23 protein-coding genes and 2 tRNA genes are annotated in these 21,510 nt (G+C 68.3%); 17 read left to right on the forward strand and 8 right to left on the reverse strand.

The window, feature by feature from the left end; all coding sequences use genetic code 11:
• Positions 1-106: 106 nt before the first annotated feature.
• The 3 genes from NAM01S_RS23420 to cmrA are packed head-to-tail and all read left to right on the forward strand — an operon-like array spanning position 107 to position 3,538.
• Positions 107-685, forward strand: coding sequence for a PadR family transcriptional regulator (locus NAM01S_RS23420; RefSeq protein WP_067788664.1), 579 nt, complete (start codon positions 107-109; stop codon positions 683-685).
• A complete protein-coding gene (locus NAM01S_RS23425) occupies positions 682-2,712 on the forward strand; it encodes an NADPH-dependent 2,4-dienoyl-CoA reductase (RefSeq protein ID WP_067788666.1) in 2,031 nt (676 codons plus the stop codon). Before NAM01S_RS23420 ends, NAM01S_RS23425 begins: the two co-directional genes overlap by 4 nt.
• A 22-nt stretch (positions 2,713-2,734) precedes the next feature.
• Positions 2,735-3,538, forward strand: coding sequence for a mycolate reductase (cmrA, locus tag NAM01S_RS23430; RefSeq protein ID WP_067788668.1), 804 nt, complete (start codon positions 2,735-2,737; stop codon positions 3,536-3,538).
• On the opposite strand, the gene NAM01S_RS23435 is transcribed toward cmrA, so the two are convergent.
• Entirely contained in the window at positions 3,539-3,799 is a 261-nt protein-coding gene (locus NAM01S_RS23435) for an acyl carrier protein (protein ID WP_157107866.1), read from the reverse strand. It abuts the gene before it with no gap.
• A 235-nt stretch (positions 3,800-4,034) separates the two neighbouring features.
• Here NAM01S_RS23435 and lysA point away from each other — a divergent pair, with 235 nt between their 5' ends.
• Together lysA and NAM01S_RS34280 are read left to right on the forward strand one after the other, a co-directional pair.
• Entirely contained in the window at positions 4,035-5,378 is a 1,344-nt protein-coding gene (lysA, locus tag NAM01S_RS23440; RefSeq protein ID WP_067788673.1) for a diaminopimelate decarboxylase, read from the forward strand.
• A 257-nt stretch (positions 5,379-5,635) separates the two neighbouring features.
• Complete coding sequence (locus tag NAM01S_RS34280) at positions 5,636-6,268, forward strand: antibiotic biosynthesis monooxygenase family protein (RefSeq protein ID WP_084483220.1); 633 nt, start codon at positions 5,636-5,638, stop codon at positions 6,266-6,268.
• A 107-nt stretch (positions 6,269-6,375) separates the two neighbouring features.
• Here the strand turns inward: NAM01S_RS34280 and NAM01S_RS23450 are convergent, their stop codons facing one another.
• Entirely contained in the window at positions 6,376-8,040 is a 1,665-nt protein-coding gene (locus tag NAM01S_RS23450; RefSeq protein ID WP_157107867.1) for a helicase HerA-like domain-containing protein, read from the reverse strand.
• A gap of 368 nt (positions 8,041-8,408) precedes the next feature.
• On the opposite strand from NAM01S_RS23450, the gene orn reads away from it, so the two are divergent.
• From orn to NAM01S_RS23465, 3 genes are all read left to right on the forward strand, one after another.
• Positions 8,409-9,059, forward strand: a complete 651-nt coding sequence (orn, locus tag NAM01S_RS23455; protein WP_067788676.1) for an oligoribonuclease — start codon at positions 8,409-8,411, stop codon at positions 9,057-9,059.
• Positions 9,060-9,113: 54 nt separating this feature from the next.
• A tRNA-His gene (locus tag NAM01S_RS23460) sits at positions 9,114-9,189 on the forward strand.
• Positions 9,190-9,441: 252 nt separating this feature from the next.
• The gene (locus tag NAM01S_RS23465; protein WP_067788679.1) at positions 9,442-9,756 is read left to right on the forward strand and encodes a hypothetical protein; all 315 of its coding nucleotides are present in this window, start codon (positions 9,442-9,444) and stop codon (positions 9,754-9,756) included.
• 70 nt (positions 9,757-9,826) lie between these two features.
• Here the strand turns inward: NAM01S_RS23465 and NAM01S_RS23470 are convergent, their stop codons facing one another.
• Positions 9,827-11,041 (reverse strand): L,D-transpeptidase, encoded by a 1,215-nt coding sequence (locus tag NAM01S_RS23470; protein ID WP_067788680.1) that lies wholly within the window; start codon positions 11,039-11,041, stop codon positions 9,827-9,829.
• 311 nt (positions 11,042-11,352) lie between these two features.
• On the opposite strand from NAM01S_RS23470, the gene NAM01S_RS23475 reads away from it, so the two are divergent.
• The 3 genes from NAM01S_RS23475 to NAM01S_RS23485 all read left to right on the forward strand — a co-directional run bounded on the left by NAM01S_RS23475 (position 11,353) and on the right by NAM01S_RS23485 (position 13,160).
• A tRNA-Lys gene (locus NAM01S_RS23475) sits at positions 11,353-11,425 on the forward strand.
• Positions 11,426-12,118: 693 nt separating this feature from the next.
• Positions 12,119-12,769 (forward strand): transglycosylase SLT domain-containing protein, encoded by a 651-nt coding sequence (locus NAM01S_RS23480; protein WP_067788682.1) that lies wholly within the window; start codon positions 12,119-12,121, stop codon positions 12,767-12,769.
• Between the two features lie 76 nt (positions 12,770-12,845).
• The gene (locus NAM01S_RS23485; RefSeq protein ID WP_067788683.1) at positions 12,846-13,160 is read left to right on the forward strand and encodes a hypothetical protein; all 315 of its coding nucleotides are present in this window, start codon (positions 12,846-12,848) and stop codon (positions 13,158-13,160) included.
• A gap of 3 nt (positions 13,161-13,163) precedes the next feature.
• On the opposite strand, the gene NAM01S_RS23490 is transcribed toward NAM01S_RS23485, so the two are convergent.
• Entirely contained in the window at positions 13,164-13,628 is a 465-nt protein-coding gene (locus NAM01S_RS23490) for a MarR family winged helix-turn-helix transcriptional regulator (RefSeq protein WP_067788685.1), read from the reverse strand.
• A 79-nt stretch (positions 13,629-13,707) separates the two neighbouring features.
• On the opposite strand from NAM01S_RS23490, the gene NAM01S_RS23495 reads away from it, so the two are divergent.
• Positions 13,708-14,685, forward strand: coding sequence for a pirin family protein (locus NAM01S_RS23495; RefSeq protein ID WP_067788687.1), 978 nt, complete (start codon positions 13,708-13,710; stop codon positions 14,683-14,685).
• Positions 14,686-14,819: 134 nt separating this feature from the next.
• Positions 14,820-15,116, forward strand: a complete 297-nt coding sequence (locus tag NAM01S_RS23500; protein WP_067788688.1) for an excalibur calcium-binding domain-containing protein — start codon at positions 14,820-14,822, stop codon at positions 15,114-15,116.
• A 67-nt stretch (positions 15,117-15,183) separates the two neighbouring features.
• Here the strand turns inward: NAM01S_RS23500 and NAM01S_RS23505 are convergent, their stop codons facing one another.
• On the reverse strand, positions 15,184-15,405 hold the full coding sequence (locus NAM01S_RS23505; protein ID WP_067788690.1) for a DUF3618 domain-containing protein: 222 nt from the start codon (positions 15,403-15,405) through the stop codon (positions 15,184-15,186).
• A 140-nt stretch (positions 15,406-15,545) separates the two neighbouring features.
• Between NAM01S_RS23505 and bcp the strand changes: the two genes are divergently transcribed.
• Positions 15,546-16,016 (forward strand): thioredoxin-dependent thiol peroxidase, encoded by a 471-nt coding sequence (gene bcp, locus NAM01S_RS23510; RefSeq protein ID WP_067788866.1) that lies wholly within the window; start codon positions 15,546-15,548, stop codon positions 16,014-16,016.
• Between the two features lie 3 nt (positions 16,017-16,019).
• Here the strand turns inward: bcp and NAM01S_RS23515 are convergent, their stop codons facing one another.
• Positions 16,020-16,751 (reverse strand): TetR/AcrR family transcriptional regulator, encoded by a 732-nt coding sequence (locus tag NAM01S_RS23515; protein WP_067788691.1) that lies wholly within the window; start codon positions 16,749-16,751, stop codon positions 16,020-16,022.
• Positions 16,752-16,878: 127 nt separating this feature from the next.
• Between NAM01S_RS23515 and NAM01S_RS23520 the strand changes: the two genes are divergently transcribed.
• Entirely contained in the window at positions 16,879-17,838 is a 960-nt protein-coding gene (locus NAM01S_RS23520) for an ATP-binding cassette domain-containing protein (protein ID WP_067788693.1), read from the forward strand.
• Positions 17,839-17,855: 17 nt separating this feature from the next.
• Positions 17,856-18,644, forward strand: coding sequence for an ABC transporter permease (locus tag NAM01S_RS23525; RefSeq protein WP_067788695.1), 789 nt, complete (start codon positions 17,856-17,858; stop codon positions 18,642-18,644).
• Positions 18,645-18,738: 94 nt separating this feature from the next.
• Here NAM01S_RS23525 and NAM01S_RS23530 read toward each other — a convergent pair whose 3' ends face one another.
• Positions 18,739-19,956 (reverse strand): hypothetical protein, encoded by a 1,218-nt coding sequence (locus tag NAM01S_RS23530; RefSeq protein ID WP_157107868.1) that lies wholly within the window; start codon positions 19,954-19,956, stop codon positions 18,739-18,741.
• 345 nt (positions 19,957-20,301) lie between these two features.
• Here NAM01S_RS23530 and NAM01S_RS23535 point away from each other — a divergent pair, with 345 nt between their 5' ends.
• Complete coding sequence (locus tag NAM01S_RS23535) at positions 20,302-20,982, forward strand: TetR/AcrR family transcriptional regulator (protein WP_084483232.1); 681 nt, start codon at positions 20,302-20,304, stop codon at positions 20,980-20,982.
• A gap of 6 nt (positions 20,983-20,988) precedes the next feature.
• Here the strand turns inward: NAM01S_RS23535 and acpS are convergent, their stop codons facing one another.
• Entirely contained in the window at positions 20,989-21,426 is a 438-nt protein-coding gene (gene acpS, locus NAM01S_RS23540; protein ID WP_067788698.1) for a holo-ACP synthase AcpS, read from the reverse strand.
• Positions 21,427-21,510 lie beyond the last annotated feature (84 nt).

A 21,510-nucleotide genomic window follows, 5' to 3' on the forward strand; every position in this document is an offset into this window, starting at 1 on the left:
GCGTAACCCGTGCGGACGCACGACGTCCGCCAAAGAAACGAGGGCGACGACCGAAGGGCTATGCACCCAGTTGCATAGTACCGACTGTACCGAGTACCGTGGCGACATGGCCCTCGAGCACGCACTACTGGTATCGCTGACCGAGCGCGCCGGTTCGGGCTACGAGCTGGCGCGCCGGTTCGACAAGTCCATCGGCTACTTCTGGAGCGCGACGCACCAGCAGATCTACCGCGTGCTCAAGCGCATGGAGGAATCCGGCTGGCTGGACAGTGAATCGGTGACCCAGGAGGGCAAGCCGGACAAGAAGGTCTACTCGGTGAACGAGGCGGGCCGCGCCGAGCTGGCCCGCTGGATCGCCGAGCCCTCCGATACCGACCTCCCCCGCGGCGAACTCGGCGTCAAGATCCGCGGCGCGGCCTACGGCGACCTGGACGCGCTGTGTGCGGAGGTGGCAAGGCACCGCGACCAGCACGCCCAGCGGCTCGAGGTCTACCGGCTGATCGAGAAGAAGGACTTCGCCGCGCCGGATCAGCTCTCCGGCACGGCACTGCACCAGTACCTGGTCCTGCGCGGCGGCATCCGCGTCGAGGTCGGGTTCATCGAATGGTGCGACGAAGTACTGCAAGCACTGCGTCCGGGCGCGTCAGCCCCGCACCTGGATCCGATGGAGAAAGGCCAGGCATGAGTTCCTTCCCCCACCTTTTCGAGCCGCTCGATCTCGGCTTCACCACCCTGCGCAACCGCGTGGTCATGGGGTCGATGCACACCGGCCTGGAGGACCGAGCCTGGGACACCAACAAGCTGGCCGCCTACTTCGCCGAGCGGGCCCGCGGCGGTGTCGGGCTGATCATCACCGGCGGTTACGCGCCCAACCGCACCGGCTGGCTGTTGCCCTTCGGCGCCAAGCTGACCAACAAGACCGAGGCCTACCGCCACCGCGCGATCACCAAGGCGGTGCACGCCGAGGGCGGCAAGATCGCCATCCAGATCCTGCACGCGGGCCGCTACTCCTACATGCCCGGCAGCGTCTCGGCGTCCTCGATCAAGGCCCCCATCAACCCTTTCCGGCCACGCGCCCTCTCCGCGCGCGGCATCGAGCAGACCATCGCGGACTACGCGCGCTGCGCGAAGCTCGCCCAGTTCGCCGGGTACGACGGCTGCGAGATCATGGGCGGTGAAGGCTATTTCATCAACCAGTTCCTCGCGCCGCGCACCAACAAGCGCACCGACAAGTGGGGCGGCACGGCCGAGAATCGGCGCAGGCTCCCGCTGGAGATCGTGCGCCGGGTCCGCGCCGCGGTGGGGCCGGACTTCATCATCGTGTTCCGGCTGTCGATGGCCGAACTGGTGGAGAAGGGTCAGACCTTCGACGAGATCGTCACGCTCGCCAAGGAATTGGAGCGCGCTGGCGTCACCATCATCAACACCGACATCGGCTGGCACGAGGCGCGGGTGCCCACCATCGTCACCTCGGTGCCGCGGGCGGCGTTCGTCGAGTTCACCGCGAAGATCACCAAGCAGGTGAACATTCCGGTCTGCGCGTCGAACCGCATCAACATGCCCGAGATCGCCGAGGAGATCCTGACTCGCGGTGACGCGCAACTGGTTTCGCTGGCCCGCCCGTTCCTCACCGATCCGGAATGGGTGAACAAGGCCGCGCAGGACCGCGTCGACGAGATCAACACCTGCATCGCATGCAACCAGGCCTGCCTGGACCACGCGTTCCAGCACAAGACGGTGTCCTGCCTGCTGAACCCGCGCGCCGGACACGAGACCGAGCTGAAGCTGCTGCCGACGCGGCGCAGCAAGCGCATCGCCGTGGTCGGCGCGGGACCGGCCGGGCTCTCCGCCGCGGTGAATCTCGCCGAACGCGGCCACCGCGTCGACCTTTTCGAGGCCGACGACAAGATCGGCGGCCAGTTCGACATCGCCCGGCGGATTCCCGGCAAGGAGGAGTTCGATGAATCGATCCGGTACTACCGCAGGATGATCGAGGTGCGCGGCGTTCACCTGCACCTGAACAAGCGGGTCACCGCCGACGAGCTCGTCGCGGGCCGCTACGACGAGGTGGTGCTCGCCACCGGCGTGCGGCCGCGAATTCCCAGCATTCCCGGCATCGACCACCCGATGGTGCTCTCCTACGCCGAACTGGTGCGCGAGGAGAAGCCGGTGGGCAAGCGCGTCGCCGTGATCGGCGCGGGCGGCATCGGTTACGACGTCAGCGAATTCCTCACCGTCGAGGGGCACCCCGCGCTCAAGCTGGACGAGTGGAAAGAGGAGTGGGGCGTCGACGCGGACGACGAGCAGGCGCCCGGCCAGCTCACCACGCCCAAGCCCTCCCCCGCTGCCCGCGATGTCGTTCTGCTGCAACGCAAGTCGTCGTCGTTCGGCAAGGACCTCGGCAAGACCTCCGGCTGGGTGCACCGCGCCGCGCTGAAGGCCAAGGGCGTCGAGCAGATCGGCGGCGTGAACTACGAACGCATCGACGACAACGGGCTGCACATCAGCTTCGGGGAGAAACGCGAACGCCCGCAACTGATTCCGGTGGACAACGTGGTGATCTGCGCGGGTCAGGAGTCGGTGCGCGAGCTGGTCGAGCCGCTGCGCGCCGCGGGAATCACCCCGCACCTGATCGGCGGCGCCGAACTCGCCGCCGAACTCGACGCCAAGCGCGCGATCGATCAGGGCACCCGCCTGGCGGCCCGCCTCTGAGTGGCTCGCTAGCATCGCTCAGGTGAGCCTGCCCTCCCCCACCTCCGAGAACCGCGCCGTCGTCACCGGAGCCTCCTCCGGCATCGGCACCGCGTTGGCCGCCGAACTGGCCGGACGCGGTCATTCGCTGATCCTGGTCGCCCGCCGCGGCGACCTGCTGAACGAGCTCGCGCAGCGGCTCACCCTGGCGCACGGCATCACCGCCGAGGTGCGCGCGGTCGACCTGTCCGATCGCGCGCAACGCGGTCCGCTGGTCGAGGAGTTGTCGGCGCGCAACATCTCGATCCTGTGCAACAACGCGGGCATCGCGACGTTCGGCCCGGTCGCGCAGCTGGACCTGGAGTACGAGCGCGCCCAGATGGAGCTCAACGCCGTCGCCGTGCACGATCTGACCCTGGCGGTGCTGCCCGGCATGATCGCGCGCGGCGCCGGTGGCATCCTGATCAGCGGGTCGGCCGCGGGCAACATGCCGATCCCGAACAACGCCACCTACGCGGCGAGCAAGGCGTTCGCCAACACCTTCTGCGAATCGCTGCGCGGTGAGCTGAAGGATTCGGGCGTACACGTCACCCTGCTGGCGCCCGGCCCGGTGCGCACCGAACTGCCCGACCCGGCCGAGGCGTCGATCGTCGACCGCATGGTGCCCGACTTCATGTGGGTGTCCTCGGAGTACACCGCGAAGGTCTCCATCGACGCGCTCGCCCGCAACAAGATGCGCGTCGTCCCCGGCCTGATCAGCAAGGGCATGAGCGTCGCGGGCCAGTACGGCCCGCGCGCCCTCACCGCGCCGATCGCGGGTGCCTTCTATCGCAAGCTCGGCGGCTGATCAGCCCTTCGCTTCCGCGATGAACTTGATCAGTTCACCGACCGTGGAGAAGGCCTCGATCCCCGCGCTCGGCAGCTCGATGTCGTACTCGTTCTCGATCGCCTGGATGGCCAGCTCCTGGCGGTAGGCGCTGCTGTCCATGTCGAGGATGTTGGTGGCGGGCTTGATGCCGTCCGCGTCGGCCAGGTTTGCCTTCAGCAGCGCGATGACGCGCTCTTCGATGGTCGCCATGTTGATCATGTTGTCATAGCGATCACGCATCGACCGGTGGAACCGCGAGGTGTTTCCAAGCCACCCTGTTCCGCGAGCCGTCGTCCCGTTCAAACCGGTGTGAGCTGGGATAATGCCGCGCCCAGGTGGGTGTCAGTGGGGCGTCAGTAACGGAGGGGCGGCCGTCAAAGAGGTGTAAGGGACGCGTTCGGGGCGGTCTGGGAGGCGTAGTCCTGGCATCGACCCCGCAGTTCGGAGAAAGCGGGGACGCACCCAGGAGAACACTGTGACGCTGCTCGAAATCTTCCCGTCGCTGCGGTCGGGGATGCCCTCGCGGCTCGATCCGGCGGTGTGGCCACGGGACACGCACTACGACAGCGAAGGCCGGATCACGGTCGGCGGTGTGGCCTTGGCCGACATCGCCGACGAGTACGGGACGGCCACCTACGTGTTGGACGAACAGGAGGTCCGGTCGCGATGCCGCGCCTACCGGCGGGCGTTTCCCCAGGCGGAGATCATCTACGCGGGCAAGGCGCTGATGATCCGCGCGGTCGCCGAGTGGGTCTCCCAGGAGGGGCTCTCGGTGGACGTGTGCTCGGCGGGTGAACTCGCCATCGCCCTGTCGGCCGGTGTGGACCCGGAGCGAATCATCTTGCACGGCAACGGCAAATCCTGCGACGAATTGCGCACCGCGGTGCGCTGCGGTGTCGGCCGGATCGTGGTCGACTCGCTCACCGAGATCACGCTGCTCTCCGCCCTGGCCACCACGCGGCAACGGGTGCTGGTGCGACTCTCGCCCGGCATCGACGTGCACGGCCATCCTGCGGTCAAGACCGGCGTCGTCGATCAGAAGTTCGGCTTCCCGCTCGGCAGCGACCTGGCCGCCGAGGCGGTCGAGCGCATTCTGCGCAGGACGAACCTGGAGCTGGTCGGCTTCCACTGCCATCTCGGCTCGCAGATCCACAACCCCGACCACTACGGCGAGGCGGTCCGCAGGATGATCGGCGAAATGGCGCGGGTCCGGCAGGACCACGGGCACATCCTCACCGAACTCGACCTTGGCGGCGGGCACGCGGTCGCGTACCGCGGCGGCGACGCCGAGATGAACCTGACCGAGCTGTCCGAGATCCTCGAGGACGCCCTCGACGCGGGCTGCGCCCGGCACCACTTCCCGCGGCCGCGCATCGCGGTGGAGCCGGGCCGCGCGATCGTGGCGCGCGCGGGCGTGACGCTGTACCGGGTGCTCTCGGTGAAGCACATCGAGGGCGGGCACACCTACGTCACCGTCGACGGCGGCATGAGCGACAACCCACGGGTCGCGCTGTATGGCGCGCGCTACGAAGTGGTGCTCGCCAACCGCCACCCGTGCGGGCCGCACATGACCGCCACCATCGCGGGCCGCCACTGCGAGGCGGGCGACGTCCTCGCCGTCGACGTCCGGCTGCCCGCCGACCTGCGCCCCGGCGAGATCATCGCGGTCCCGTGCACCGGCGCCTACCACTACAGCCTGGCCAGCACCTACAACAGCGTCGGCCGCCCGCCGATCGTGGCGGTCCGCGACGGCCGCGCCAGAACCCTGGTCCGCCGCGAGACGATCGACGATCTCATGGCGCGCGAAGTGGGAGTCTGAGGGCGGCCGCGGCGACCTCGGATGGGTATTCGACGAACGCCGCGACCGGGCGACGAGCGACGAGCGACGAGCGACGAGCGACGAGCGACGAGCGACGAGCGACGAGCGACGAGCGACGAGCGACGAGCGACGAGCGACGAGCGACGAGCGACGAATACTAACCGCGCTGCGGCGCACAGTGAAGGTTTTGCGATCATGCCGACACCGGGCGCGAAAACCCTTGACGCACAGCATCGTTGCGGGGCAAGACTGAGGGCATGAGCGACAGCGAGGTCACCTACATCGACGTGTTCGAACTGCCCGAATCCGCGATCGACGGGCTCGTCGACAACTGGCGGGCCCGCGCCGAGCAGCTGCGACAGTCCCCCGGATTCCGCGACGGACGTCTGCACCGAACCGTGCGACCGGACACACGCTTCCCACTGATCACCCTCGCGCGCTGGGGGAGCCCAGAACTCCTCGAAGCCGCGCGCTCCACCGCCGACTGGCGCACGGCCGACGACCGAATCCCGACCGAAGCACGAGCCGGCGCGGCCGCCTACCGGACAGTCCTCGACTACGGACCGGCCGCCGAACGCGACCTCGACGGCCCCGGCGTCACCTTCGTCAACGTCTTCGAGATCGCACCCGAAACAGTCACGGAGTTCACCGAGGGCTGGGGCGAACGCGCCCGAATGATGCGGGCCGCACCGGGTTTTCGCGCGGTACGTCTCCACCGCGCGCTGTCCGAGCAGGCTCGCTTCCAACTCGTGAACGTCGCCCAGTGGGACAGCCTGGAGGCATGGCAGGCGGCGGCCGGAAGCTCAGCGATGCGCACCGCGACCGACACCGCCCGCATACACGCGACGCCCAACACGGGCATCTACCGCGTCGCCGTCGAATTCGCCTGAGTACGAGCCCGTCGCGTCGATATTCGTCGAGGAGACTGCGCTGACCGTCCCAGCGGACCCAGCACGGTGCGAAGATGCTGCCCCACATCGTTTCTCGCCGCGACCGCTCAGCGGCGGCGGCGCGTACCGAACAGGGTGCGGCTGATCTCGCGGCCCGCCGCGGATGCCGCCGAGCGGAGGAAGCTCTTCACCGCCGGGTTCTTCATGATGCGTTCGGCGGCGGATTCTTCCTCTTGGCGCGAGGAGCGGCCGGGTACCGGGGCGACTTCCGGTTGTTCCGGTTCTGCCGCGGCGAGTTTCGCGGTGAGCATCTCATAGGCGGACTCGCGGTCGATGGTCTGGCCGTACTTGGTGGCGAGCGCGCTGGAGAGCGCTTGGGACTTGATGGCGTCCTCGCCGATGGTGTCCATCAGCGAACGCGGCGGCTGAATCCTGGTCCACGCCACGGGCGTCGGCGCACCGGTTTCGGAGAGAACGGTCACCACAGCCTCGCCGGTGCCGAGCGAGGTCAGCGCCTTCTCCAGGTCGTAGATCGAGGTCTTCGGGTAGGTGCGGACCGTCTTGGACAGCGCTTTCTGATCGTCGGGGGTGAACGCCCGCAGCGCGTGCTGGACGCGCGCGCCGAGCTGTGAGAGCACCTGGTTCGGGATGTCGGTTGGCAGCTGCGTGCAGAAGAACACGCCGACACCCTTCGAGCGGATCAGTTTGACCGTCTGCTCGACCTGGTCCATGAACGCCTTAGAGGCGTTGTCGAACAGCAGGTGCGCCTCGTCGAAGATGAACACCAGCTTGGGCTCCTCGACATCGCCGACCTCGGGCAGCGTCTGGAACAGATCGGCGAGCACCCACATCAGGAAGGTGGAGAACATCACCGGTCGCGCCGCCTGCGCGCCGAGTTCGAAGAGCGTGATCACACCCTGACCGTCCGAGACCCGGACCAGGTCCGCCGGATCGAGCTCGGGTTCGCCGAAGAACGTGTCGCCGCCGTCGGCCTCCAGGTTGACCAGCGCGCGCAGGATCACGCCCGCGGTCTGCGCCGAGACACCACCGATGCCCTTCAGGTCCGCCTTGCCTCCGGGGCTGGTCAGGTGGGTGATGACCGCGCGGAGGTCTTTGAGATCGAGCAGCGCGAGGCCCTGCTGGTCGGCCCAGTGGAAGATCAGCCCGAGGGTCGATTCCTGCGTTTCGTTGAGTTCCAGGACCTTGCTGAGCAGCACCGGGCCGAACGAGGTGATGGTGGCTCGGATCGGCACACCGATCCCGCCGGTGCCCAGCGACACGAACTCCGTCGGGAAGCCGCTTGGCGCCCAGTCCGGCGCGCCGGTGTCCCGCGCCCTGGCGCTGATCTTGTCGTCGGCCTCGCCAGGACGGCTCAGCCCGGACAGATCGCCCTTGATGTCGGCGAGTACCACCGGGACGCCCGCCCGCGAGAGTTGTTCGGCGATGCCTTGCAGCGTCTTGGTCTTTCCGGTGCCGGTGGCGCCCGCGACCAAGCCGTGCCGGTTCATCGTGCGCATCGGAATCCGTACCCGCGCGGTGGGATCCACGGCGCCGTCCACGACCACGGTGCCCAGTTCCAGCGCCGCGCCGTCGAAGGCGTAGCCCGCGGCGATCTCCTGTGCGGCGGAGCTCACGTCGGCGGCCCCCGCTGGTCGATGCTCGGCCAACTCGCGCTCGGCGGCTTCGGCGGCGGCCGCCGCTTCCGCCGCGACTCGCGCCGCTTCGTCGGCGGCCTTGCGCGCCGCGGCCGCCTTCTCCTCGGGAGTGGTCATCGCACGTCCTCCGTCTGTCGAACCGAAAACGCTCATGGGCCCAGCAGGGCGTCGTCCGCCGACAGCCCGCATGGCGAAGGCGAACGTACGCCTGGAAACGAAGGCGGAGGTACGCCTTTGCCGATGCCGAAACTGTATCCCCGGCGAGGGTGTTCCGCCGCTGCATACCCGTGGTCGCGTCGCCGACACCGCCGTGTGCGCAAGCCGACACCCCCGCACGGAAGCCGGTCGCGGCACTCGGCGCGGGCGGCACACAGCCCTGTGCGGAGGCCCACACCGTAGCGGCGCAAACCCGCACCGGCGGCGCGCGCGAGCGAACGCGCTTGTTCCCTGAGGTCGCCAGGGAGGATGCCAGTAAGGTTGCCGGAGTGTCCGACAAACTTGTGGTGTGGATGGATTGCGAGATGACCGGCCTGCGCCTGGACAGCGACAAGCTGATCGAGGTGGCCGCGCTCGTGACCGACAGCGACCTCAATATCCTCGGTGACGGTGTCGACATCGTCATCCACGCCGATGACGAGGCGCTGGCCGCGATGCCCCCGGTGGTCGCCGACATGCACGAGCGCTCCGGTCTGACCGAAGAGGTGCGTCGCTCCACTGTCACCCTCGCCGAGGCCGAGCAGCAGGTGCTCGACTACATCCGCGCCTACGCCCCCACCGCGGGAACGGTTCCGCTGGCGGGTAACTCGATCGCCACCGACCGCGGCTTCATCGCCCGCGACATGCCCGCGCTGGACAGTCACCTGCACTACCGGATGATCGATGTGAGCTCCATCAAAGAGCTGTGCCGCCGCTGGTATCCGCGCATCTACTTCGGCCAGCCGGAGAAGGGCCTGACCCACCGCGCCCTCGCCGACATCAAAGAGTCCATCCGCGAGCTCGAGTACTACCGGCGGACCGCGTTCGTCGCGCCGCCCGGGCCCTCCAGCACGGAGATCGCCACGATCGCCGCCGAGCTCAGCGGCACGGCCAAGCCCGCGGGTACGGTGCCGCGCAACGGCGCGCTGGAAGCCGATTAGGGAATCGCGGGGGTGGCACGCTAGTATCTAGCGCGCCGGTAGTTACCGGCGATGGTGAGTGTAGTTCAGTTGGTAGAGCACCAGGTTGTGATCCTGGCTGTCGCGGGTTCGAGTCCCGTCACTCACCCCACGCGAAATGCGCGAGTCCGATGGGCTCGCGCATTTCGCGTTTCCGGGGCAGATTCGCCCCGCGCACCCAACGCCGTTCAGACCGCGCCGATTCGGGGCGACATCGCCACTCGGCGCACCGCCCCAGCACTGGAATTTGTTCTGAAACACAGATGCTTCCAAATGTGTCCCGGATCTCCCCTCCCGGCCGTACACTGCGGCAGCAGGGTGTGCCGCGGTGGCATCGCCCGGTCCGGGAGAAAGAAAGCACTACGTGAAGCGTTCCGCCGTTCTCGCAGCCCTAGTCGGCGCCACCTTGCTCGGCGGGTCCGGAGGCACCGCCTCGGCGGCGCGCGAGGCGACCCCGATCGACCTGCCCGCCGACACCGGATCCGCGGGCATCACCAGCGGCTCCGCGCACAGCACCGGCTCCTCGGGCGGCGCGACCACCACCGGCTCGACCGGCACCGGCTCCGGTCCCGAGCTGGAGAGGATCATTTTCGGCGGACCGTTGCTCTGTGCCGCCGTCGGCAGCGCGTTCAACGCCAACCTCACCTGCGCGGGCACCCCAGGGCCGAACATCCCCTGAGCCCACCGACGACAAAGGCCCCCGGCACTCGCCGGGGGCCTTTGCGTTGCCGCTCAGGGACTTTCGCCCGTCATCCGACGTCCGCGTTGCCCGCCTTCCACTCCGACCACGGAATGTTCCAGTCACCGAGGCCGTCGGTGCCGGACAGCGTGCCGCCCACGGTGTTCTTGATGATCGTGATGTCACCGCGCTTGGCGAAGTTGAACACCCACTGCGCGTTCGCCGGACTCAGGTTCAGGCAGCCGTGGCTGGCGTTCGAGTAACCCTGCTGAGCCACCGACCACGGGGCCGAGTGGAAGAAGATGCCGCTGTAGGAGATTCGGGTCGCGAAGTCGACCGGCGTGCGGTAGCCGTCCGCGGAGTTCACCGCGACGCCGTAGGTCGAGGAGTCCATGATGATCTTCTCGTGCTTGTCCGCGACGATGTAGATGCCGTTGTCGGTGGGCGTGCTGTCCTTGCCCATCGAGGTCGGCATGGTGCGAATCACCTGACCGTTCTGCTCGACCGTCACCTGGTGCGTGTCGTCGTCCGCGGTGAAGATCACAGCGTCGCCGATGATGAAGTGCGAGGTGATGTTGTCCTGGCCGTACAGCCCGTTGCCGAGGTTCTTGCCGTAGACGTTCACCTGGATGTCGACCCGGGTGCCCGGCGCCCAGAAATGCTCTGGCCGCCAACGGACCTCGCGGTTGTTCACCCAGTAGAACGCGCCCTCCACCGGCGGGTTCGTCGTGATCTTGATCGCATCCTGGGCCGCCTTGCGGTCCGGGATGTTCTCGTCGAATTGAATCGCCACCGGCTGACCGATGCCGACGACCTCACCCTCCCCCGGGATCAGATACGGCTTGGTCTGGTTGTTCGGCGAGCTGGTGGTGAAGCTCAGCGTGGTGGTGTTGGCGCCGCCGAGGCCGATGGCGTCGGCGGTCAGCCGGTAGGTCTTGCCGTAGCCGAGTACCTCGGTGGTCTCCCAGGTCCGGCCGTCGGCGGCGAGATTGCCCGCGACCGGCTTGCCCTGCTGGTTGACCAAAGTCACATTGGTGAACCTGCCGTCGTCGACCTTGAAAGTCATAGGGACACCGGGTGATACGCCTTTGTCGCCGTCTTTGACGGGAGCGAGCAGCTTCGGCTTGATCAGTTCGGTGATCGGGTTCCGGTCGATGGCGACCGCCGCGTCCGCACTTCCGGACGAGGGCGAGCACGCCGACGATCCCAATGCGATCACTGCGAGCAATACCAAAGGTCCGCTGAGTATTCGTATCGACCGCCGCCGACCTCGACCAATGCGCATAATCAACCCCGTTTCAAGTCTCGGCGCCGTCCAGACACGCGCCGATGGCTTCGGATCCAACCGACGAAAGAAGCTCAACCCACCGCGCCGGCGGGATCGGTCGAGACCGCGTCCTAACATTCTGCCAGTCCGGTCTGACCGATCCAACGCGAACTACGCGCGCAACGGGCCGAGTTCCACCGGATAGATCCCCGCGAGAGCCCCCGGTGTTAACACCCGTCGCCGACCCAACAAAACGGCCCTTCACCAGGCGATTTCACTTCTTCGGTCTCGGCCTGTTAATCTTTGTCCCGCACCGGAACACGGAGCAGGCGCCATTAGCTCAATTGGCAGAGCAGCTGACTCTTAATCAGCGGGTTCGGGGTTCGAGTCCCTGATGGCGCACAGTACAGACCGTGCCTAGCTTCCAGTCACGATTGGACAAGGGCACGGTCTTTTCGTGTCCGAATCGTCGCTCGGCGATCACCTCTACGATGGTAACGACGCCGTGACCTGAGCGGTCGGAACGGCGTCGAACAGGGCCGATCGAGGCTTGTAAACGTCGATTAGACGCAGGTCACTGTATCAATTTTGTGACCTAGCGCACAACGCGTTTAAACGCGAATAGCCTGGTAGATCGCGTTTCGGTAACGAGGCCTCGGTCGTTCCAAGATCGCCAGCATCTATCATTCAGGTCTCGTTCACCTTCCGTTCACCTTCCGTGACCATTCTGCAATCAGGTCGCAAAGAGACCTGAGGTTTGGTTAGACCGAGATGTTGTCTACACGCATTCGGAAAACGACCGGACGGACCTGAGCTAGGTCCAGCGTGGTCGCGAGTGCGGATCGGCAATGGATCCCGATCACCCGCCTTACGCCTATCGCTCCACTGTTGTGGAGTTCCGCGCGACGCCGCGGCCCGGGCCAGAGATGCCCGGTACCCGCCCCGCCGCGTTCCGGGGACCGGAGTGTCCCCCACAACCAAATCCACAACAGCACATCGACTTTTCTCGGCGAGCGCCACGAGCGTCCGCCGCCGGATCCGCGCTGCCCGAGTGCGGCCGGACCCCCTGTCCCCGAACAAGGAACCGATTCAGAAATGCCTGACAGACGCCTTTCCACCCTGCGCCGCACCACCCTGCGCGAGGGCCTGACCTTCGCCGTGGCCGCGGCTGGCATCGTGGCCGTCGCCGCCTCGTCGGCGGTGTCGGTGGCCGACGACAGCGTTCCGGCCCGCGTCGCCGTGGTCGCCGAGCAGCAGCCCGCGGCCGCCCCCGCTCCCGTCGCCGAAGCCGCGCCTGTCGCCGAGGTGGCGCCCGCCCCGGCTCCCGAGGCCGCCGCTGTCCCGGCGCCGATGCCCGCACCCGCGCCGGAGCCCGTTCCCGCGCCGATGCCCGCCCCGGCTCCGGCTCCGGCCCCGCCGATGTACGAGAACAACCTGGACGGCTGGATCCGTCAGGCCCTCGATATCATGGCCGCCAACAACATTCCTGGCTCCTACGAGGGCATCCACCGCAACATCATGCGCGAGTCCAGCGGCAACCCGCAGGCCATCAACCTGTGGGACTCCAACGCCGCCGCGGGCATCCCGTCCAAGGGCCTGCTCCAGGTCATCGACCCGACCTTCGCGGCCTACCACGTGGCGGGCACCCCGTTCGACGTCTGGGATCCGGTGGCCAACATCGTCGCGGCCTGCAACTACGCCGCGCACCGCTACGGCAGCATGGACAACGTGAACAGCGCGTACTGATCCGTCTCCAGCACGACGAACGCCCCGCCTCCGGTCACCACGACCGGGTGCGGGGCGTTCGTCGTAGGATGCCCCGGTGGCCGATTACGCGCACTCCGACGCGTCGGTCAGCCGAAGGGCCGAGAAGGCCCGCCGCTTGGCCGTCTATCTCTGGGACCGCGATATCAGCGGCGCCGAACTGCGCGACATGCCCGCCGCGACTCGCCGCAAGCTGGCCCGCGCCGCCGAAACGAATCCGCCGAGCACCGACGAGACCTGGCTGGTCGTCGCCCGGCTGCTCGACGAGAAGAACGCGTGGGCCGCGCGCAACCCCGGCCATGCGGCGGCGGCTCGCGCGCACGTGGATGAGAAGCTGCTGTGGGTGAAGCCGCCGATCACGCCGTGGTCGTAGCGGTCACACCGCGAGATCGGTCACGCTCTCCGCACCGGCGCTGACCTTGTCCGACAGCGAACGCAGCGCCCGCGCCTCCGCCTCGGTCATCGGATCGATGAAGACCCGCCGGACCAGATCCACGTGATTGGGCGCGGCGTGCTCGAGCGCGGTCCGGCCCGCCGCCGTCAGCTCGACGACGATCCCGCGCGCGTCCTCTTCCGACGGCCGCCGCTCGACCAACCCGCGCGCCGCCATCCTGGCCAGGTGCTTGGACAACCTGCTCTTCTCCCAGCACACCTCGGCGGCGAGTTCCTTGGCCCGCAGGCGGCCCTGCGGCGCGGCGGAGAGCGGAACGAGCAGTTCGTAGTCCGCCAGGGAGAGTCCGTCGCGGGCCAGCCCGGCCATGATCGCCGCGTCCATCCGCTGGCGCAGCCGGATGTAGGCCTGCCAGGTCTCCTGCTCGTCGTCGCTCAGCCATCGCGCCACGGGAATGATCCTAAACCTCGCTTGGTTGACATGGACACCAACCGGCCGAGGCCGGTCACCCGCACAGGAGGTGCTTCCCATGCCCGCCATCACCGTCGACAACATCCTGGTGCTGCCGCGTCTGCCCCGCCCCGACGAGACCATGCGCGAACGGCCCGTCCGACAGATCGTCACCGCGCACAAGCAGCGCGAAGGCGCGGGCTTCGAGGTGACGCGGCCGTTCCCCAGCCTCGACCTGCGCTCCGCCGACCCGTTCATCCTGCTCGACCAGATGGGTCCGGTGACCTACGAACCGCACGAGGCCAAGGGCGCGCCGTGGCATCCGCACCGCGGCTTCGAGACCGTCACCTACATGCTCGACGGCACCATGGTGCATCACGACTCGAACGGTGGCGGCGGCGTCATCAGCGAGGGCGACACGCAGTGGATGACCGCGGGCTCCGGCATCCTGCACGACGAGGTGCCGCCCGAGGAACTGGTGGTCGCGGGCGGTCTGTTCCACGGCGTGCAGCTGTGGGTGAATCTGCCGCGGGCCATGAAGTTCGCCGCGCCGCGCTATCAGGATCTGCGCGGCAGCGAACTGACGCTGGTCAGCTCGCACGACGGCGGCGCGCTCGTGCGGCTGATCGCGGGCGAGGTCGGCGGATTCACCGGTCCCGGATCGACTTACACGCCGATCGCCTACGCGCACGCCTCGATCAGCCCCGGCGGCCGTCTGGAAACGCCATGGCCGCAGCACTTCTCGGCGATGGCCTATGTGCTCGCGGGCAGCGGGACGGTCGGCGCCGAGCGCAGGCCGATCGGGGCGGGCCAGCTCGCGGTATTCGGCCCCGGCGATTCGATTTCGGTCGACGCGGATTCGAAGCAGCACGATCACCCCGGCGATCTCGAGGTGCTGCTGCTCGGCGGGCAACCGATCCGCGAACCTGTCGTTCAATACGGCCCCTTCGTCATGAACAGCCGCGCGGAGATCATTCAGGCGATAGAGGACTTCCAGTCGGGACGGATGGGCAACATCCCGGCAGAGCACCTGTCCGGCACCAGGCCGAACCGCTGAGCCGGGCCGCCCTATAGCCCCTAATGGCCCTAATTCGGGTGACGCGCGGTTGACAACTGGGCGGCCCCTCGCAACAGTGGGTGCGGCGTCGCTCGTCAAGGCGCCCATCCACCGCAGCACACACAGAGGAATACATGAACGTTCGCCGGCTTACCGTCAGCGCCGCCGTCGCTGGACTGACCATCCTCGCGGCGCCCGCCGCCCTGGCCGCCGCCCCGACCGGTTCCTCCGGAACCGGCTCCTCCGCCATCGACACCGGTTCCGCCGCGACCGGTTCGGCGGGCGTGTCCCAGACCGGCTCGGCCGGTGGCGCCTTCGCCAACTGCGACGACGCCCGCGCGGCGGGTCGCGCCCCGATCTTCCGCGGCGAGCCGGGCTTCGGCCCGCACCTGGATCCCGACGGCGACGGATTCGCCTGCCCGACGGTCTGATACCGCCGATAAACGAAAACACCCGGTGTGGCCGTGCCGCACTGGGTGTTTTCGTCTGCCGGGAAACTCAGCGGAAGAGCTTCACCAGCACCAGGCCGACGACCAGCGCACCCGCGCCGATCAGGCTGTACTTGACCTTGGGTTGGTTCAGCTTGGCGACGACAATGCTCTTGGTGTCGTCCGCGATCCGCTGCGGATCGGCGCGCACGGCGATCTCGTCCAGAGTGCTCGCCAGCCGGGTGCGGGCGGCCTCGATCTCCCGCTCGATCCGCTCGGTGTCCTTCGCCACGTATGTCCTCCTGTCGATGGGCGTGCCGCCGGGCGCGAACCGGGCCGTGAACCACGTTCCCACCGGCCGTTCGCGAGTCACCAGGGCTCGCGGACGAGTGTATCCGTCCGGCCGATGGGCGTTCGGTTACCGTGCAGGACGTGACCAACCAACGACTCTCCCCCGGCGATACCGCCCCCGCGTTCACGCTGCCCGACGCCGACGGCAAGGACGTCTCGCTCGCCGACTACCGCGGCCGCAAGGTGATCGTCTACTTCTACCCCGCCGCGAGCACCCCCGGCTGCACCAAGCAGGCCTGCGATTTCCGTGACAACCTGGCCGAACTGAACGACGCGGGCATCGACGTCCTCGGCATCTCCCCGGACAAGCCCGCCAAGCTGGCCAAGTTCCGCGACGCCGAAGGACTGACCTTCCCGCTGCTGTCCGACCCGGACCGCGCGGTGCTCACCGCGTGGGGCGCCTTCGGCGAGAAGACGATGTACGGCAAGACCGTCACCGGCGTCATCCGTTCCACCTTCCTGGTGGACGAGCAGGGCAAGATCGAGGTCGCGCAGTACAACGTGCGCGCCACCGGCCACGTCGCCAAGCTGCGCCGCGACCTGTCGGTCTGAGCGTCAGCTCTCGAAGGAGCGGATGAGGCTCTCGTAGCCGTCCAGCATCCGCGCCAGGCCGAACTCGAAATCGGCCTTCTCCCAGTCGATGTCGTCCTGCTCGAAGGCACTGTGGGCGAGGGCGGAGAGTACCGCGGGAAAGCGCTGCGGATCGAGCACGCGCCGCAGCGCGACGGTGAAGTCCTGCTCGCCATCCGCCCCGCCGACCACATTGCTCGCCGCCCAGCGCCTGCCGATGACGTAGAGCGACAGGTTCATCACCAGTTGCAGCCGCACCGGCTCCGGGACCGGGGTGTCGACGAGCGTCGCGAGTCCCGCCTCCAGCCAGGCCATGTTGTTCGGGCCCATCGGCGGCGCCTTGAGCGGGATGTCCAGCCACCACGGATGCCGCCCGATCACCTCGAACTCGCTGCGCGCCCAGTACTCCAGCCCGGTCCGCCACGGTGTTCCCGGCGGAATCTTCGGCGGGTCGCCGATCACCCGATCCAGCAGCAGCTCGACCAGGGTGTTCTTGCTGTCGACGTACCGATAGAGCGACATCGCGGTGAAGCCGAGCTGCTTGGCCACCCGGTTCATCGACAGCGCCGCGTAACCCTCGGCGTCCGCCACCTCGATCGCGGCCTGCAGGATCTGGTCCAGCGTCAGCCCGCGTTTGGGGCCGCGGCCGCCCGGCTGATCGAGCCGCCACAACAGTTCCACCGACTTCGGTAGCGCCGCCTCGTCCGACGTCGTCATCTGCCCTTCAGCCTCCTTCGCTCGCCTCGACTGTAAGCCTCGCTCCGCCGATCACCTCTTGCGCCCATGAACTGTTTACTCTATAAACTCTGTTTATTCGATAAACAGTTTCTGGATCGGAGATCCCATGTCCCCCGAACCACCCCCGGCCCTCGCGGTGCACGGGCTCGGCAAGTCCTTCGGCACGCACACCGTGCTCGCCGACATCGACCTGAATGTCGCGGCGGGAACGGTCTTCTCGCTGCTCGGGCCGAATGGCGCTGGCAAGACCACCCTGGTGCGCATCCTCGCCACGCTGAGCACAGCGGATCGCGGCGAGGCCCGCGTCTTCGGGCACGATCTGGCGGGCGAGCCGGACGTCGTCCGCGGGCTGATCGGCGTCACCGGTCAGTACGCGGCCGTCGACGGCGTGCTGACCGGGACCGAGAACCTCCGCCTCACCGGCAAACTGCTGCACCTCGACAAGGCAGAGACGCGCCGCCGCACCGCCGCCCTGCTCGACCGTTTCGACCTCGCCGAGGCCGCCGTTCGGCCGGTCGACACCTACTCCGGCGGCATGCGCCGTCGCCTCGATCTCGCGATGAGCCTGATGGGCCGCCCACGCATCGTCTTCCTCGACGAACCGACCACCGGCCTCGACCCGCGCAGCCGCCGCGACTTGTGGGCGGCCATCAAGGAACTCGCCGACGACGGCGCGACGATCTTCCTCACCACGCAGTATCTGGAGGAGGCCGACCAACTCGCCGACCGCATCGCCGTGCTCGACGGCGGGCGCATCGTCGCCGAGGGCACGCCCGAGGAGCTCAAGCGCCTCGCCCCCGGCGGCCACATCCGGCTTCGGTTCGCCGACCGGCATCTACTGGCGGCCGCCGCCCGCGCCGTTCCCACGGCGGGCAGTCAGGTGGACCCGGAGGAGCTGACCCTCCAGGTCCCGTCCGACGGCACAGCGGCCGAGGTGAAGCGTCTGCTCGACCACTTCGAGGACTCGGACATCGCCGTCGAGCGGCTGACCGTGCACACCCCCGACCTCGACGACGTCTTCTTCGCCTTGACCGGCCACCAGGGCCGCACCGAATCGGCCGCGTGAGAAACGAGACAACGACCATGACCACACTGTCCCCGGCCCTGCGCGCGCTGCGCACCGTCCAGGACTCCGGCACCATGCTGGACCGCAACCTGCGGCACACGCTGCGCAGTCCCGACACCATGATCATGACGATCGCGCTGCCGGTCATGATCCTGCTGATGTTCGTCTACGTCTTCGGTGGCGCGATGGACGTCGGCCCCGGCGCCTACATCGACTACGTGGTACCGGGAATCATCCTGCTGTGCGCCGGTTTCGGCGCCTCGACCACCGCCGTCAGCATCTCGACCGACCTGGCCGAGGGCATCATCGATCGTTTCCGCACCATGGCCATCGCGCGGTCGGCGGTGCTGACCGGGCACGTGGCCGAGAGCCTGATTCGCAACCTGATCACGACCGGGCTCGTCATCGTCGTCGCGGTCGCGCTCGGCTTCCGCCCGACCGCCGAACCGCTGCGCTGGCTCGCGGCGCTCGGGGTGATCGCCATGTATGTGCTCGCGCTGTCCTGGCTGTCGGCCGCCCTCGGCCTTGTCGCGCGAAACCCGGAGGCGGCCAACGGCTTCACCTTCTTCTTCATGTTCCTGCCCTACGTGAGCAGCGCGTTCGTGCCGACCGAATCGATGCCGAGCTGGTTGCACCGGTTCGCCGAGAATCAGCCGGTGACACCCGTGATCGAGACGATGCGCGGCCTGTTGATGGGGACGCCCATCGGCGACAGCGCCCTGCTCGCGGTCCTGTGGTGCGCAGGTATCGCGGTGGTCGGTTACGTCGCGGCGGGCGCGCTCTTCCGCCGCCGCACCCGCAACTGATCCGAGGCCGACCGCGAACCGGACGCGGGGTCGCGCCGCCGGAAAGGCGAAAGGCCCGGCGCCTGTGCGGCACCGGGCCTTTCGATCGCTTGTCTCAGGCCTGTGCCAGCTGCTGCGAGGCCCACTGCGCGAGCAAGCGCAGGTGGTTGTCCCACCACTCGTAGGACTCCGGGGTGAAGGCCGGGGGCGGGGGCGCTTCGCCCGGGAACAGCATGGCGTCGTTGGGCGCGCCGACCCGGGTGGTGGACGGGATACCGGTGCCGGGAACGACCGACGCGGCGGCGGTGTCGGTCTCACCCAGCGCCTCGGCCTCCTCCAGCGTCAGCGGACGTTCCTGGCCGCTCCCCCACCGCTGCACCACCGTCTGTGGCCCGACAGCGGGCGTGTCGCCGGTGACCAGAGGCAACTGTCGAGGCACCGATGCCGCGCCTCGGTCTTCGCGCGCGATGATCTCCGGCTGCACCGACGAGCCGACCGCCATCCCGCTGGACGACCCGGTGCCGGGGACCACATGCGCGTCCGCGGTGTTCCGCGCGTCGGCGACGACCGACCGGATGGAGTAATCGCCGAGCGTGAAGACACCGCCGACGACCAGACCGGCCGCGACCACGCTGGCCGCCACGAACAACCCCGCCGAGCTCCGGCTACCGCGCTCCTCTTCGACGGTGTCCACCAGTTCCGGCACGTCGGCCATGGCGAACAGCGCGGCGCCGACGGCCGCGGCCGACGACGCGATCTTGCAGGGCAGCACGGGCGCGCCGAAGCGGTCGACGGCCTCGCGCACCGCCGGTTCCTCCGCCGCGGAGCCGATCAGCACCACACCGTCCGGACGAACGGCGGCCGCCTCGAACTGGTCCCAGGCGGCCGTCACCGCGGCGCCGAGCGACGCCTCGTTCGTGCCACCGGTCTGCGAGACCGCCGCGAGCACCCGATTGCGCCCCTTGTCGACCAGCGTGAACGCCTGGTGTCCGGGAACGACCTCGCAGACGAGCAGGTCGTCGAACTCGCCGAGCCAGGTCATCATGCCCGCCGCGCTCAGGTGCGCGGATTTCGTCGAGAGCAGCGACGCGGTGCGCCACGGGCCGGACGCGAGCCGGGTCACGATGGCCCGCCGCTCGGCGGCATCGCGGTACGCGACCGCGGCGCCCGCGATCTCCCGTCCCTCTCCGACCTCCGCGGCGACGTAGTCCATCGCGGCCTGGACCGCCGCCGCCACATCCGCCTTGCTGTCGCCGTGCGTCTTCGCCACCCGGTGGACCAGCACACGCTCCACGAGCTTCTCGCCGGTGTCGGCGAGCGCTACCGCGTGCACGGCGCCACGTTCGGTGGAAACGCCGAGTGTTACCACAGATCGAGCTACCACAGATACGCCTTCCCAGTGACTGTCCGGACCGGATCACCCGCCGACCGACGCGGACGAAGTCCTTCCTCAGCCCGCGCACGCGCCGGAGCGAAGGCGAAGGTGCGCCGAGGTGGGCGAACACCCTTGGCAACGTGCCCGCGGATGCACGCACGCTTGGTTAGTGTTCGCGGCCACAACCGTCACGGATGGGTCGTGAAATGTGACAGACCTGAACACGCTGACCAAGTGCGCGTGTCGCGTGCGTGTCGGTACCGCTAGCCTGGATACGTGGAAGTACACACGGAGGCCAGGGCGATGCCGTCCAAGCGACACCTGGACCCCGCGTTGGAACTGCAGGACGACCCGCAAGAGCTGATGCCGCGCAAGCGGCCGACTCAGGAACGCAGCAAACGCAAGTTCGACGCGCTGCTCCAGGCCTCCCGCGAGTTGCTCGTCGAGGTCGGTTTCGAATCGTTCACCTGTGAAGAGGTCGCGGCGCGCGCCGAGGTCCCGATCGGCACGCTGTACCAATTCTTCGCGAACAAGTACGTCATCGTCTGCGAACTGAATCGCCAAGATCTCGTTGCCGTTTCCCAGGAACTGGCCGACTTCCACGGCGAAGTACCCTCGCTGGACTGGCTGCGGCACATGAACCAGTTCGTCGACCACCTGGCCAATCTCTGGATGACCGACCCGTCCCGGCGCGAGGTCTGGCTCGCCATGCAGTCAACGCCGTCCACCCGAGCCACCGGCGCCATCCACGAGAAGCAGTTCGCCGAGGTCGTCTCGCAGATGCTGCGGCCGCTCACCCCGCGCACGCCGCGGGTCAGGCGCACCATGATGGCCGAGGTCCTCGTGCACGTGGTGTACTCGATGCTCAATTTCTCGGTCCAGGACGAGCAGTCGCACGCCGAGGCCGTCGCCGAACTCAAGCGGCTGATGGTCGCGTATCTGCTTGTCGCGGAGAAGGAATCCCGCACCGCGAGCGAGCGCTGAGGGCGCTCACGCGGTCGTTTCGCGCCCCTCGATCAGGTCGGCGAGCTCGCCGGGATCCTCCAGCACGACCATCGCCGCCGCCGTGTCGCCGTCGTGGGTCAAGGACAGGTGCACCCTGGCGCGCGGCAGGAATTCGGCCGCGAGCCCGTGCAGTTTGATGCTCGGTCTGCCCCACGCGTCGTTGACCACTTCGATCAGCGGGTACGGGTTGTCGCCGATCTGCGGGCGGCGGGCGAAACGCGACGACGCCCACGCCTTGAGCACCGCTTCCTTGGCGGCCCAGCGCGCCGCGAAACTGCGCGCCGGATCGGTGCCCTTGCTCTGGCAGTAGCGCCGCTCGCCCGCGGTGAAACTCTCCCTGAGCATGGTGGTTCCGGACCGCTCGAGCTGTTCGGCGAACTCGGAGATGGTCACCAGGTCGAGGCCGATCCCCAGGATGGTCAATGCGTCGCAGCTCCTAACCCCTCGGTGGAGTGCGGCCACTCGCGCGACCGCACTCCGTTCACCGGACCCGGCGTTCAGCGCCGG

Source organism: Nocardia amikacinitolerans NBRC 108937 (assembly GCF_001612615.1).
Classification (GTDB): Bacteria; Actinomycetota; Actinomycetes; order Mycobacteriales; family Mycobacteriaceae; genus Nocardia; species Nocardia amikacinitolerans.